This is a genomic window from Pseudomonas sp. M30-35, from assembly GCF_002163625.1.
In the GTDB taxonomy this organism is placed as follows: domain Bacteria; phylum Pseudomonadota; class Gammaproteobacteria; order Pseudomonadales; family Pseudomonadaceae; genus Aquipseudomonas.
The window spans coordinates 1,134,846-1,148,991 of the sequence record NZ_CP020892.1 but is presented as its reverse complement, the minus strand read 5'-3'; the positions used below and the strand labels follow the sequence as shown (position 1 = coordinate 1,148,991).

Here is a 14,146-nt window from a genome sequence, read left to right as displayed (position 1 = left end):
TACGCCCTCTTGCCTTAATTCATCCAGCCCCGGACCCAGTCTATGACCGAGTCAACCGGTTCCTGAATACCACATCCCGAGCCAGGTACCGGCTCGCTGCCACGAATATACGGCATCTGCACTGCATTCGGGCAGCTGGAATCAGAGCCTTGGCCGGTCTTCGCATCAATCCATGCTTGGACAATGTTATCTGGCTGCGGCATGTCCAGCGGTAGCGGATCGGCTTTCGCCATAAAACTGGTCCACACTTGCAACGCACCAGTAGCACCGGTGAGAGGCGTTGGGCCGTTATCGTCACGCCCCAACCAGACCACGGCCAAGACGTCCTGACTGAAGCCTGCAAACCAGCTGTCACGTGAGTCATTACTGGTGCCGGTCTTACCTGCCAGGTTCAGCGAGCGTGGCAATTGGTTGTAGACCGAACGCCCGGTACCTTCACGCATCACCCGCTGCATCGCGGTTTGTAGCAAGTAGATAGAACCGGCATCAAAACGCTGCTGAATCTGGAATGGGTAGCGCTTGAGTGGTTCACCCTCTGCAGTCAGCACGCTACGAATACCACGCAATGGCGTATTAAAGCCGCCGTTGGCGATCGTCTGATACATACCCGCAACTTCCATCGGACTCAGCGAACCCGCACCCAGCAGCATTGATGGATACGCTGGCCATTCACGCTCAACACCTAAGCGCGCTACCGTTTTGAGCACATTGGGCACGCCCAGTTCAAGGCCCAGCCTGGAAGTCGCCAAGTTGTATGACTTGACCAAACCCTGATACAGAAAGATTGTGCCGTGGGCCTTGCGATCATAGTTCTGCGGACGCCACACCTGACCATCCTGCCCTTTGACCGAGAACGGTTCATCTTTGATAAAGCTGGTCAAGGTGTACTGGCTTGGACGCTCCAAGGCAGTCAGGTAGACAGCAGGTTTAACCAGGGAGCCGATTGGTCGCACAGCATCAATCGCTCGGTTGAAACCAGCAAAATTACGCTGACGCCCACCCAGCAACGCTTGTACCTCACCAGTTTCAGGGTTGGTGACGACCATGCCCGCTTCAACTTTATCGACCCCTTTGCGACCCGACAGGCGCTTGAGGGTTTCACTGAGTGAGTTCTCGGCCTTGATCTGCATGATCGGATCAAAACTGGTAAAGATACGCAGACCTTCTTCGGTCAAATCCTCATCACGATAATCCTGGCGCAGCTGACGCTTAACCAGATCAAGGAATGCCGGGAACGAGCCATTCGCCATATTGCCACGTGTCGTCACACCCAATGGCCGGGCCTTGGCTGAAGCCGCTTGTTCAGGCGTTACCACGCCCTGCTCTGCCAGCAGATCAAGAATCAAATCGCGACGTGTTTTAGCCCGCTCAGGATGGCGACGCGGGTTGTAGTAGGTCGGCCCTTTAACCATACCGACCAACAGTGCCACCTGCTCCAGGTGCAACTCAGACAGCGGCTGGCTGAAGAAGTACTGACTGGCTAACCCAAAGCCGTGTACGGCACGATTACCGTCCTGACCGAGGAATACCTCATTGAGATACGCCTCAAGGATGTCTTTCTTTTCGTAATGCAGCTCCAACAGCACGGCCATCATCGCTTCAGTCGCTTTACGCGTGAGGCTGCGCTCGTTGGTCAAGAAGAAGTTTTTTACCAACTGCTGCGTCAAGGTACTGCCACCTTGGCGCAACTGCCCAGATGAAGCATTGACCCAGGCAGCCCGAGCGATTGATTTTGGCGACACGCCAAAGTGATTGAAGAACTCGCGATCCTCAACCGCCACCAGGGTTTCAATCAGATAAGGCGGAACTTGATCGAGCTTGATCAGCACCCGGTCTTCCTGATGCACAGGATACAAACCACCGATCAACATGGGTTCTAAACGCGCAACCGCCAGCTTGCCGCCGTTAGCTTTAGACAGCCCGGCCACATAGTCGCCCGAGAAGCGCACACGCACATGCTGCGCAGGCTCGGCGCCTTCGTAAAACTGGAAGCCGCGTGAATACAGCTCAATATTGTTACCCGAGACTGAAACCCCACCCGGTCCGTCGACGGCTTTTTCACGCCGATAGCCCAGCGCGTCCAACTCTTTAAGGAAATCACTCTTCGCCAGTTTTTCACCGACGAATAGCTCCAAAGGTCTAGCGTAGACCTTTGCCGGTACAGTCCAGCGCTTGCCGGAGAATTTCTCCTGGACAACTGCATCGAGATAAACCGCAAAGCCTGCAAACACCACTAAGCCAACCAAGCCGAGCTTTACAGCCCAGCCAAGCCAAGGACGCGTGCCGCGTGAGCGACGTTTTGAACGGGAACGGGAAGATTTAGGTCGAGTCATGGCGCGGCATTATACGCATTTTGCAGGCGGCAAGCAGGAGCCGTCCGCCGGTTTGCAGACTGACATTCAGAGGCCATAATGAGCGCCACTATATTGTTGTTTAAAACCAAGGATCATCCGTGAGCCAAGCCCTGATTGAAGCCCTGCAAAACCCGGCCTTGTACCCGCATCCGGTCGACAGTTTCCAGGTAATTGAGACACACATTTCCTGGGTATTGCTCACTGGCGAGTATGCCTACAAGATCAAAAAACCGGTTAATTTTGGTTTTCTCGACTTCACTGAATTGAGCGGCCGTGAACATTTCTGCGGTGAAGAACTACGCCTTAACCAACGGCTGGCCGAGGGCTTGTACCTGCAAGTGGTACCAATTAACGGCAGCGTCGAGGCGCCAAATCTATCTGAAGACGGCCCAGTAATTGAGTACGCGCTAAAAATGCGTCAATTCCCGCAGGAGCAGATGCTCAGCGAAATACAAGCTCGCGGCGAACTCAACGAAGCGCACATAGATGCCCTAGCCAAGCAAATTGCTCAGTTTCATATCAGCGCCCCAAAAGTCCCACAAGAACATGAGCTGGGAACTGCAGAAGCCGTTATGGCCCCAGTTCTACAAAATTTTGAACAGGCTCGCGCCATGCTCTCGGATAAGACCGACTTGCAGCAGCTCGACGCTCTGCAGGCTTGGGCTGAAACCAGCTTTGAACGCCTCAAGCCACTGCTGACCCAGCGCAAGGCAGATGGTTTTATTCGTGAATGCCACGGCGACATCCACCTTGGCAATATCACCATGCTTGACGGCAAGGTCACTCTGTTTGACTGCATTGAATTTAACGAGCCGTTTCGCCTGACTGACATCACCTCTGATATTGCTTTTCTGGCCATGGACCTTGAAGACCGTGGCCTCAAGTGCCTTGCTCGACGTTTTGTCAGCAACTGGTTGGAGCACACCGGCGATTACGCATCACTGCAATTGCTGAATTTCTATAAAGCCTACCGAGCGATGGTTCGCGGCAAAGTCAGCCTGTTCCGCCTGGGCCAGGAGCAAAGCGCGGTGCAACGTGCAGTTATTTTGCGGCAATACCGCAAATACGCAGCGCTGGCTGAAAGTTACAGCTCAATTCCTTCACGTTTTCTGGCTATCACCCACGGTGTCTCAGCGGTTGGCAAAAGCCAGGTCGCCATGCGCATGGTTGAGGCGCTTGGGGCCATCCGCCTGCGCTCTGATGTCGAACGCAAGCGCCTGTTTGGCGAACAAACGGAAGCCAATAAAGGTCAGCAAAACCAAGGCATCTACGATCAGGACTCCAGCATTGCGACCTACCAGCGCCTGCATGAAATTGCTGATGCAGCCCTGCACGCCGGCTTCCCAGTCGTGGTCGATGCAACCTACCTCAAGCTTGAACAGCGCCATGCTGCAATGCAGATTGCCGAAGAAACTGGCGTGCCGTTTTTGATTCTCAGCTGCAACGCACCGACCGAGGTCATTGCCGGCTGGCTCAAACAGCGCCAGCAAGAAGCTCAAGACCCATCAGATGCGACGATGCAAGTCATCGAGACGCAACTGGCCAACCGCGAAAAACTAACAAGCACTGAGCTGGTTAACGAGCAATGCATCGAAACCAACGACAGCGCTAGCCTCGACAGCCTGGTTGCGCGGATCCGTCAACGTTTGCCGGGCCTTTAACCGCTCGCGATAAGCGCGGGGCAGGCAATCTGCCCCGCTACACCACTTTATAGAGCTGCCGTGGAGCAAACGCAGGCAACAGCTCCAACTATCCTCTTTGACCTTCACTCTTGCCTCCACTTCCCCCTCTCGGGCGCCTGAAATTTAAAGCCTGCAGACTTGAATTGCGCTCAGACAAAGAGCCAGAGATATCAATTCGCCACACTTTTTCATTAGGCCGCTACACTTTTGTTCAGGTATTCAAAAGTGATTGCTCAAACCGCACTTTCGCGGCGCCATGGAGGCTCAATGAACGACGAGCTGCAACACTTGAAGAACTTGGGGAAAACATCCGCCCAATGGCTGCATGCGGCGGGCATCCACAGCGCAAATGATCTGCGTAGGCTCGGGGCAGTGAGCGCCTATCGAGCGGTAAAGGCACGCGGTTTCAGAGCATCAAAAGTGTTGCTTTACTCGATTGAGGGGGCACTGCTGGATGTTTACTGGAACGAGCTGCCGGAAGCACATAAGGCCGAATTAAACGGCCAACTTGACGCAGGAAGCTCACGCAATAAGAGCTAGCTCACAACCTTAGTCAAGAGTGATTTACCAAAACAGCAGCCCGGCATATTGTCGGAGGGATGTTCGTGCGTTTATGTCTGCCAAGCCAGTTCAAGGAATCACATTATGTATCTACTCGGGGAGCAACCCGCTTACGCCGACCAGCTGATTAACCGACTGCAGAATATACCCAGTCAAATGCTGGAAGGTTTAGCCCCCTCAGGCGAGATCATTCATGTAGATCAAAATGATGACCTAAATGCATGCCTGCCCGACAACAGCCTGTTTATCATTGAAAATGGCTTGCTGCATGCACTGGTAGATGAACGCCCGCTGTTCTACTTGCAAGAAGGCGACTTACTCGGGTTGCGTCAGGGCCTTGATTTGCCCAGCTGTCGCTACAGTTGCGATGAGCCACTGAGCTTGATCCCCTATTCACGCACTGATGCGTTCAATCACATCTATGCCGACCAGAACCGTCAAGAGCTGCTGATTCAATACCTGATCGGCCACACCGCTTTGTTGTCAGACGCACTGGTACGCCTGAAGCAACCAGACATTCGCCCCTCTACCGGCTTCCAGCATTTTGCCGCAGGTGAAGAGCTGATTCACCAAGGCGACGATGCCGAGCACGTATTCGTGATTATCGAAGGCCATGCCGAGGCATTCGTCGACGGGCATAAAGTCGGTGACGTGCAGAAAGATGAAATCTTCGGTGCCATGGCTGTCTTCACCCGCGAACCACGCAGCGCCACGGTTATCGCCTCAGAAGCTTGCACCGTCATGCTGATCCCCAAAGATCAGTTCCTTAGCCTGATGCACAGCAACCCGCGCATAGCTCACAGCCTGATAGAAAACATGGCACGGCGCATCGACCTACTCAACAAAGAGGTCACCCAGCTACGCTTGAGCAACGAGACGAAGTAGCTATACGCAGCCAATCTGCGCACGAATAAAAAGCCGGTTAACTACCGGCTTTTTTGCGCCTGAAAACAGCTAACAACGGCCACCAGGAAAAACTTTCAAACGACGGTTGACATGATAATGAGAATTGTTATTATTAACTCAACTGATCGCGAGATCAGCCGATATTCTCTAGAGACCTTCAGTCGGACTCTTCGGATTATCTCCTCATCAGGCTAATCACGGTTATTGACCCGGCACTTTTGCCGGGTCTTTTTTTGCCTGCGAAAAGGCTTCCACAATTAATTTCCTTAGACTGTTGACATGATAATGAGAATTGTTATTATTCAATCATCTGGTCGCGAGATCAGCTGATAACCTCAAGAGACCTTCAGTCGGACTCTTCAGATTATCTCCTCATCAGGCTAATCACGGTTATTGACCCGGCATTTTTGCCGGGTCTTTTTTTGCCTGAACAAAAGCTCCCGCTTCAAGCCAGGCATTGAGTCATCACACGGGGCGTAACCTGGAAAGTGATTGCTTGGTGGACAAGCTTCGCGTTGTCACACCCTACGTTTGAAGCCTGGATAATTCGCTGTAGGGTGGGTAACGCTTTTTTACCCACCACCCGTTTGCACGAATACCTGGCGCCTGCTCATCGACCATTAGGCGTTGCGGAATTTGGATTAGTTGCCGGACTTTGGTGGACAAGCTTCGCGTTGTCACACCCTACGTTTGAAGACTGGATAATTCGCTGTAGGGTGGGTAACGCTTTTTTACCCACCATTGTGCGTTGGGGATGTGTGAGTTAGTTGCTAGGAGTTGGTGGATGCCTATCTCTAGCGCTTGCGCATTTCAGCACAATAATCCTTATCTTCGACCGCGGCGGTATACCAGACGTAATCCGCTTGTTCAGCGCTCACCGGTTTGCCCACTTCACTGAGAATCAGTACGGCATTGGTCACTGTATTGCCCAGGTCACGCAGATGCACAGGCACGCCTACGTCGCGGCGCACGTGAAAGGCTCCCGCCAGCAATACCGCAGGTTTCTTCGCCTGTTGCAAGCGCTCAGCCATGCGCCGGTCACGCTGCTGCTGTACCGCCAGCATGGCTGGCATTTGGCTGTCGGGAAGCAAGCCGCAATGCGATTCACGGATTTGCTCAAGCAAAGGTTCACGCACGGCCTTAGAGGTTGATGCAGGCCCATTCAGAGCAGGCTGTTTGCGGTAGATCTGCATCATATCCGTGCGATCAAGATTCGCCGAAAGCACACTCGCCGGCTGCGCTAGCGCATAACGCACAATCGGCCCATACATCGACCAATCCCACCCCTCTTGCCAGTCCAGTTGCTGAGTTAAGTCTGCAACTGGCTGGCCTGCCCGCAAGGCCTTTTGTGCGTGATCGACTGCGCTTTGCTGGCTGCTAGTGAGCATTTCCAACAGTACGCTACCCTGCTCACGCTGACTGGCCATTGCCCGCAATAACCACAGCTCTAAAGCATGATGATCGGGATTATCGTGCTGCTCGCCCACCAGCACTTGGTTTGCAGCAGACAATCGTTCGACCAACTCAGCAGGAGTCAGTATTTCGCCGCTGCGCAAATCCTCGATCAGGCCAAGGTTGCTAGCATCTCGCCCTTGTGGGCTTTGCCATTCAGGCAGCGTCGGCAATGCAGCCTGACACCCCGCCAGCAGAACCAGAAGTAGAAATATTGCTTGGCGCATACCCATCCTTATCGTGCAATTACCAGCGGATGCCCCCGCTCAGGATGTTGCTGAATCAACACCTCAAGACCAAACACCTCACGCAGCGGCTCAGCGTGGAGCACCTCTGCCGGACTGCCGAGCAAACAGGCCTTCCCGCGATCAAGCAGTAGCAACTGATCGCAATAACGCGCAGCCAGATTAAGGTCATGCAAAATCACCATCACCGCCGCGCCGCCCTCAGCAAAGGTGCGAGTGGCCTGTAATGTGGTGTGTTGATGGAGTGGATCCAACATCGAGGTGGGTTCATCCAGCAACAGGGTTTGCCCTTCGCTGCCCGGCCATAATTGCGCCAGCACACGCGCCAAATGCACACGCTGACGTTCACCGCCGGACAACGCCAAATAGCTGCGACCCGCCAAGTGCATAGCATCCGCAGCGGTCAAGGCGTGTTTGATAATGTCAGCGTCACACGCGGCACCACTGGCGTGCGGCAAACGGCCCATCGCCACGACCTCTTCAACTAGAAAGCCAAAGTTCAGCGTCGAGCTTTGCGGCAGCACGGCTAAACGCTGTGCACGCTCAGTGCCGGACCAATCCGCTAAGCGCTGTTGATCGAGGTAAACCTCACCGTCGGCGGTTTCAAGCTCACCACTTAAAGCACCGAGCAAAGTGCTTTTGCCCGCGCCATTGGGCCCCAACACACCCAGCACCTGGCCCGGTTGCAGCTGCAAGGTAATCCCGGATAACACGGTGCAAGGGCCACGTTTGACCGCTATATTTTCGGCTCGCAACATCAGGCGCGCCCTCGTACCAATAAATAGAGAAAGAACGGCGCACCGATCAACGCGGTAACAATACCGATAGGCAGTTCGGCAGGCGCCAGCAACAAGCGCGCGAACAGATCAGCGAAGAGCAACAAGCTAGCCCCCGCCAACGCCGAAGCTGGCAGCAACAAACGATGGTCCGGCCCTGCCAGCAACCGAACGACGTGTGGGACGACCAAGCCAATAAAACCAATCATCCCCGCAGCCGCAACGGCAGCACCAACACCCAGCGCGGTGCAGAACACCAACTCACGCTTGACCCGCTCGACATCAATACCTAAATGCCGCGCCTCAGACTCGCCAAGCAATAGTGCATTTAAGGCGCTGGCCCGACGCGGCAACCATAAACCTACAGCAACGGTGACCAGCAGCAATGGCCAGAGTCGTGGGTAACTGGCGCCATTCAGGCTGCCAAGGTTCCAGAATGTCAGGGTGCGCAAGGTTGCATCATCCGCCAAGTAGGTGAACAAGCCAATTGCAGCACCCGCCAGTGCGGTCAAGGCGATACCCGCCAACAACATGGTGCCGACATTGGTGACACCGTCGCGGCGACCTAGCCGATACACCACCGCCGTTACCACCAAGCCGCCAGCAAATGCACAAACCGACAATAGATAGGGGGAAATCGCCGCAGGTATTCCGCCGAACATCGCCCCGCCGACAATCGCCACCGCTGCGCCTAAAGCCGCGCCGCTCGACACACCGACCAAGCCGGGATCAGCCAGTGGATTGCGAAACAGACCTTGCATCGCCACCCCGCACAGCGCCAATACGGCGCCAACTGCAGCACCTAACAGGCTGCGCGGCATGCGGATTCGCTCAATGATTAATTGCGCTTGCTCAGCACCCGTCACAGGCAAACCCAGCAGATGAAGTAACGCCTTCGCAGTATCAGCGAGGGACAGGCTCACCGGCCCCAATGCCAAAGACAAGCCGAATGCACACACCAGCAACACACCCAGTGCAATCAGCAGTGAGCGTGGTTGGACAACTAAATTCATGGCATCAACTTGGCGTCAGCGGTCAAAGGTTGGCTCTCAGGATAAAAGGCTGCGGACAAGGCCGCCAGTCCATCAAGTAAACGCGGCCCCAAACCACCCACCAACAACGTTGGGTCAAGGCTAATCAGGCGCCCCTCACGAGCGGCCCGAGTCGCCGCCAGTGCCGGGTTTTGTTCAAGCAATGCTTGTTTGGCTGATTCGCCCTCAAGGCTGCGATCAGCGATCACGATCACCTGCGGATCAAGCCCGATCAGCGCCTCACTCGATAACGCCTTATAACCGCTGTGACTCGCCAGATTCACACCACCCGCTTGCTTGATCAACCAGTCTGCCGAAGTTTCCACCCCGCCAGCCATGGGGCTGCCACCTGTATGCCCCAGCAACAATAAAACTTTCGGCGCCGCTTGATTTACCTGTGCGCGCTCAACCCATTGCTGCTGATGCTGCAAGCGCTGTTCATAGGCGTCAAACACCTGCGTGGCACGCGGCGGATCACCCAGCAATTGACCAATGCGCTGCAAGCTCGCGTGCAATGCGGATAGCTGCGGGCTGACCGACAAACGCTCAATATTGACCCCCGCTGCCTGCAATTGGCTTAGCACTGGCGGGGGTCCCATTTCATCGCTGCCGAGCATAACATCAGGCCGCAGCGCGAGAATGCCTTCGGCGGCAAGCTGACGCTGATAACCAATACTGGGCAACTCACGCAGCGCAGCGGGATGCTGGCTGGTGGTGTCGACGCCGACCAGTTTTGACTCGCCACCCAGCTCGACCACCCACTCACTAATGGAGCCACCCGCACTGACCCAGCGCTGCGGCAGCGGTTCGGCCTGGGCGATGGTCCAGAACATCAAACCCGCCGCGATGCTTACAATAAATCCGCCAATCCCCATATTCATAAACTCCATGACAACAATCCGGTAACGGCGCTAGCGCATACTTGCGTTAGCGCCAGCGCGATAAAACAGTAGCCGCTACGGCGCTACTACCGGCAGCGACTCGACCAGCTCGCGCCATGTTCTGAGTTCTGGAATACCAGGCTTGCGCGCACCAAAGAGTTGGATCACCAATTCGCCATCAGCATCAAACGCCTCAAGACTGGTGATAACGCCGTCATTACTCGGTTTACGTACCCGCCACAGCTCAGTGATGCCCGGGGTTTTCAGGTGCAGATTGAATTCTGGATCGAGCACATTGAACCATGTGTCCATCCAACGCAGCTTGCGCACCGGGCCCGTATGAATCTGGATACAGTGACGATTGCCGACGAACACCATAATAGCGATGTCCCGCTCCCCCGCCTGCTCCATGGCGCGGGTCAACTCAGACGGGTCCAAGGGTTCGGCCCACTCCTTACCGGCAAGACGCAGCGCTTGAGTACGCCCCGCACCGTGCTTTTTCAGCAAGGCAAAAAAGTGATGGGTGTCTTTGAGTTCAGACCAGCCTTGGCGCAACGTATGCTGGTTTATCTCGCTGTCGGGCTTAACCGCCTGACGCTCTGGAGGCGCTTGCAGTTGCAACTCGGTAGATTGCTGTGGAGCACGGAACCGCTCAACCAATGGCTCCCAGGCCGCTAAATCACTGGTATCCGTCAAGAATACCTTGTGCACGGCCATGCCTTGATGATCGAACACCTGAATACTGCGCTGAATGCCCTTGTCGGTTTGCTCGCTGATGGCAAATACACTGCCCCAACCGCCAAGAAACAAACGCAGGTCAATATCTGCCGAGACCACCAAGCCCATTTTCCCGCCAGCACTCACGGTAACGTCGCGATAAATACCCTTGCGCTCATGCACGCAATGCTCGTTGCGAGTCAACGCCATCACGTAGCCCAACTCGCCCAGCGCAGGAAGCAACGCTTCCCACTCAGGCCGTAAACGCACGGTATCTACCGCGAGCCGACTGGCAACCAGTTCGGCCTCGCTAACGCTCAAATGCACCGCAGCATCACGCGCGCGTAGCCGTGACTGAGCACCGCGGAGTTGCTGCCACTTTTGGTACAGATCACTGGCTTGCACCGGATTGAGATTGCTCATAGCTGATCGGACTCCTGACTTGACGGTTATTCCACTGCTGCAGCGCTGACGTGCACAGCAACAAAGGACGATGGGTATTTTTATTCGCTAAATTGATTTGATAATCATTTGCATTAGCATATCAATCTCATTACTGTTTGCGCAAATTCCAACAAGCACTCACAGAAGCTGCCCAACACACCATTCAGGAGTTTTCATGTTTGCCAATGCCCCCTTCCCCTTGCGCTCATACCTCGCGCTCATGTTGCTCAGCCCGTCCTTGAGCCTTGCGGCAACGGAACCGGCTCAACTCGCCGACACGGAAGTCACCGGAGCGCCAATCCAGACACCGTTGCCGACCACAACCCGCACCGATGCTGAAGAGTTAGACAAGCGCTTCATCCGTAGCTTTGATGACCTTGGGCGGCGTTCGGAACCCGGGGTAAATTTCAATCGCAGCAATGAAAGCATCAATATTCGTGGGCTTGATCGTGACCGCGTGTTGACGACCATCGACGGTATTCGCGTGCCTTGGATGACCGATGGTGCAAGGAGTCAGGGGCCAACCGGCGGTGCTCAAGGCGGCTTGGATGCAATTGATTTCAACAGTCTGTCGGCGGTGGATATCGTTCGGGGCGCGAACTCCAGCCAGGCGGGTTCCGGGGCACTCGGCGGTGCGGTGCAGTTATTCACCCTCAATCCGGATGACCTGCTGCGCGAAGGCAAGTATTTTGCCACGCTGGTCAAATCTGATTACGACAGTGCAGATAACAGTTGGGGGCTCAATGCTGCACTGGCTGGACGTTACAACAACACCAAGTGGTTGTTGCAAGCGGGGAAACGCCAAGGTGATGAACTCGAAACATCGGGCAATGACAATCTCCTGGGCACGCAGCGTACCGAAGCCAACCCTGCAGATGTCGACCGCCACAACACCCTGTTCAAGTTGCAACAAGGCTTCGACGGTGGGCACCAGCTAGGGTTTACCGCCGAATATTTCAAACGCGAAAATGACATCGACACTCGCACAGGCCAAGGCACTACGTACCTCGCTGGCGAAAACAGCACCCAGGAAGACACTAAACGCCAACGACTATCGCTCGACTATGACTTCAAAGCAGAAGATAGCGAAGGCTGGTTCGATCGCGCGCATGCGATCACCTACTGGCAAAAAATCGAGCGCGAAGATGATCAAGACGCCGTGCGTGCACTCGACTCACGCGCAGGTATTCCGGACTTTGTATTCCAGATGTTTGGCGTGCCGGAAAACCCGTACAAATACCCAAGCGGAGTTTTCCAGCGCAATAACCGTATCGAAAAAAACCTTTACGGCTTCACCGGCGAGGTCGGCAAAAAGCAGCAACTGGCAGGCTTGGACCACGATTTCAGTTTGGGCGGTGAGTTGTACTGGATCGAGACCCAGCAAGCCTCAAAAGGTCAGGACAATTGCCCCGCGAACCTGATTACACCCTCGCCAGGCTCACCCGTTTACATGGGCCCAAGCACTTGCGACTTCCTGCACACCAATCAAGCCGACAGCCCTGAAGCCAAAGGCCGCCAATGGGCTGTGTACGCCGCAGACGAAATCAGCTTTGCTGACGGCGTATTCAAACTGACTCCCGGCCTGCGCTACGACGCGTATAAAGTTGAACCCGATGCAGGCGGCGACTACGCCAACAACGTTAACCCCAACAACAATGCCTCACTCACTGACAGCGACGACAGCAAACTGTCCGCAAGCTTGTTGGCAACCTGGCAAGTAGCCGAGCAAGCACTGCTTTACGCACAATGGGCACAAGGCTTTAAAGCACCTGACGCAACTGAGTTGTACATGAACTACGGCGCCTCAGGCACTTACCTGCGCGTCGGCAACCCGGATCTCAAGCCAGAAGAAAGTAACGGTTATGAGGTCGGCGGGCAGTTTGGCAACCGCCAATTAGGCGGCTCGCTGAGCCTGTTCGACAATCACTACAAGAACTTCATTGATGAAGGCGTCACCCTCGACAGCCAGCAAATCGCCGAACTCGGACTCGATGCTACGGATTATCCATTCGGGGTAACGCGCACTGAAAACCGCGACAAAGTCCGCATCTACGGCGCCGAAGCGACCGCTCACTGGGGCTTTGCCCAAGACTGGAAACTTTGGGGTGCTGTGGCCTGGGCACGTGGTAAAGATCGCAAGACCGATCAATACCTGAACTCGGTAGCGCCACTGACCAGCACAATTGGCCTGAGCTACGAGCATGAGCGTTTTGGCAGTGACTTGATGCTGACCGCCGCCAGCGCTCGGGACAAGGTCGAAACAGACGCCGACTTTAAAGCCCCCGGCTACGGTGTAGTCGACATGACCGCTTACTGGCTGCCTGGGGCATTGGATGGGGTCAAGCTGCAAGCAGGCGTCTTCAACATCCTCGACAAGAAGTACTGGAATGCGTTGAACGTTCCGGATGGTGCGCTCGTCCAGCCTGACGATTACTACAGCGAAGTCGGGCGTAGTGTGCGGGTGTCAGCCTCTTGGCAGTACTAATGAACCACTGAGAAATGGTGGATAGAAAAGCGTTATCCACCCTACCCGGCGCAACTTAATTATCGAGCAACTAAAGCGCCGTCGGTAGGGTGTGACAACGCGAAGCTTGTCCACCAGGACACGATACAGAAACGCCCAACTTGAGCGTCCTGTTTACGGCCGCAAAAATGGTGGATAGAAAAGCGTTACCCGCCCTACTGGAGTTTGAAAATTGTGCAGGGATGCGCACTCTATCTTGCTTGCCCCCAGTTACGCGATAATGCGAACTAATTGTGGAGAGCCTGATGATATATCTATGCGCCAGCGAGGCGCTTGCAGAAAGCCAGAGCCTGGGCTTTGAAGTCGCCGAGCGAAAGTTGCTGATCGTGCGTAAAGACGCTCGGGTATTTGCCTACCACAACAGTTGCCCACATCGCGGCGTCCCACTGGAATGGCAGCCCAACCAATTTCTCGACAGCAGCGCCAGCTTGATCCAATGCGCCACCCACGGTGCCTTGTTCCTTATCGACTCTGGCGAGTGCGTCGCCGGGCCATGCGCAGGTCAATTTCTGGATGCCCTGGACTGCAAGGAAGACGCTCAGGGAATCTGGGTCGACATCACCGCATAGCCTG

At 55.1% G+C, this 14,146-nt stretch carries 11 protein-coding genes; 5 read left to right on the top strand and 6 right to left on the bottom strand.

All coding sequences use genetic code 11. From position 1 onward, the window contains the following. Positions 1-14 precede the first annotated feature (14 nt). Positions 15-2,333, bottom strand: coding sequence for a penicillin-binding protein 1B (mrcB, locus tag B9K09_RS05335; RefSeq protein WP_087515847.1), 2,319 nt, complete (start codon positions 2,331-2,333; stop codon positions 15-17). Positions 2,334-2,452: 119 nt separating this feature from the next. Between mrcB and B9K09_RS05330 the strand changes: the two genes are divergently transcribed. The 3 genes from B9K09_RS05330 to B9K09_RS05320 all read left to right on the top strand — a co-directional run bounded on the left by B9K09_RS05330 (position 2,453) and on the right by B9K09_RS05320 (position 5,482). Then, on the top strand, positions 2,453-4,015 hold the full coding sequence (locus tag B9K09_RS05330) for a bifunctional aminoglycoside phosphotransferase/ATP-binding protein (protein ID WP_087515846.1): 1,563 nt from the start codon (positions 2,453-2,455) through the stop codon (positions 4,013-4,015). 288 nt (positions 4,016-4,303) lie between these two features. Beyond that, the gene (locus B9K09_RS05325) at positions 4,304-4,576 is read left to right on the top strand and encodes a TfoX/Sxy family protein (protein ID WP_087515845.1); all 273 of its coding nucleotides are present in this window, start codon (positions 4,304-4,306) and stop codon (positions 4,574-4,576) included. Between the two features lie 105 nt (positions 4,577-4,681). Next, positions 4,682-5,482, top strand: coding sequence for a Crp/Fnr family transcriptional regulator (locus B9K09_RS05320; RefSeq protein WP_087515844.1), 801 nt, complete (start codon positions 4,682-4,684; stop codon positions 5,480-5,482). A gap of 815 nt (positions 5,483-6,297) precedes the next feature. Here the strand turns inward: B9K09_RS05320 and B9K09_RS05315 are convergent. From B9K09_RS05315 to B9K09_RS05295, 5 genes are all read right to left on the bottom strand, one after another. After that, positions 6,298-7,182, bottom strand: a complete 885-nt coding sequence (locus tag B9K09_RS05315; RefSeq protein WP_087518993.1) for a ChaN family lipoprotein — start codon at positions 7,180-7,182, stop codon at positions 6,298-6,300. Between the two features lie 8 nt (positions 7,183-7,190). Beyond that, entirely contained in the window at positions 7,191-7,958 is a 768-nt protein-coding gene (locus tag B9K09_RS05310) for a heme ABC transporter ATP-binding protein (RefSeq protein ID WP_087515843.1), read from the bottom strand. Continuing rightward, positions 7,958-8,989, bottom strand: coding sequence for an iron ABC transporter permease (locus B9K09_RS05305; protein ID WP_087515842.1), 1,032 nt, complete (start codon positions 8,987-8,989; stop codon positions 7,958-7,960). The genes B9K09_RS05310 and B9K09_RS05305 overlap by 1 nt, the downstream gene beginning before the upstream one ends. Continuing rightward, positions 8,986-9,882 (bottom strand): hemin ABC transporter substrate-binding protein, encoded by an 897-nt coding sequence (locus B9K09_RS05300; RefSeq protein ID WP_371917448.1) that lies wholly within the window; start codon positions 9,880-9,882, stop codon positions 8,986-8,988. The genes B9K09_RS05305 and B9K09_RS05300 overlap by 4 nt, the downstream gene beginning before the upstream one ends. An 81-nt stretch (positions 9,883-9,963) precedes the next feature. Beyond that, positions 9,964-11,028: a hemin-degrading factor gene (locus B9K09_RS05295; protein WP_087515840.1), complete on the bottom strand. Its 1,065-nt coding sequence runs from the start codon at positions 11,026-11,028 to the stop codon at positions 9,964-9,966. Positions 11,029-11,224: 196 nt separating this feature from the next. Here B9K09_RS05295 and B9K09_RS05290 point away from each other — a divergent pair, with 196 nt between their 5' ends. Then, positions 11,225-13,534, top strand: a complete 2,310-nt coding sequence (locus B9K09_RS05290) for a TonB-dependent hemoglobin/transferrin/lactoferrin family receptor (protein WP_087515839.1) — start codon at positions 11,225-11,227, stop codon at positions 13,532-13,534. A gap of 284 nt (positions 13,535-13,818) precedes the next feature. Further along, positions 13,819-14,142: a Rieske (2Fe-2S) protein gene (locus tag B9K09_RS05285; protein ID WP_087515838.1), complete on the top strand. Its 324-nt coding sequence runs from the start codon at positions 13,819-13,821 to the stop codon at positions 14,140-14,142. The last annotated feature ends 4 nt before the right edge of the window (positions 14,143-14,146 follow it).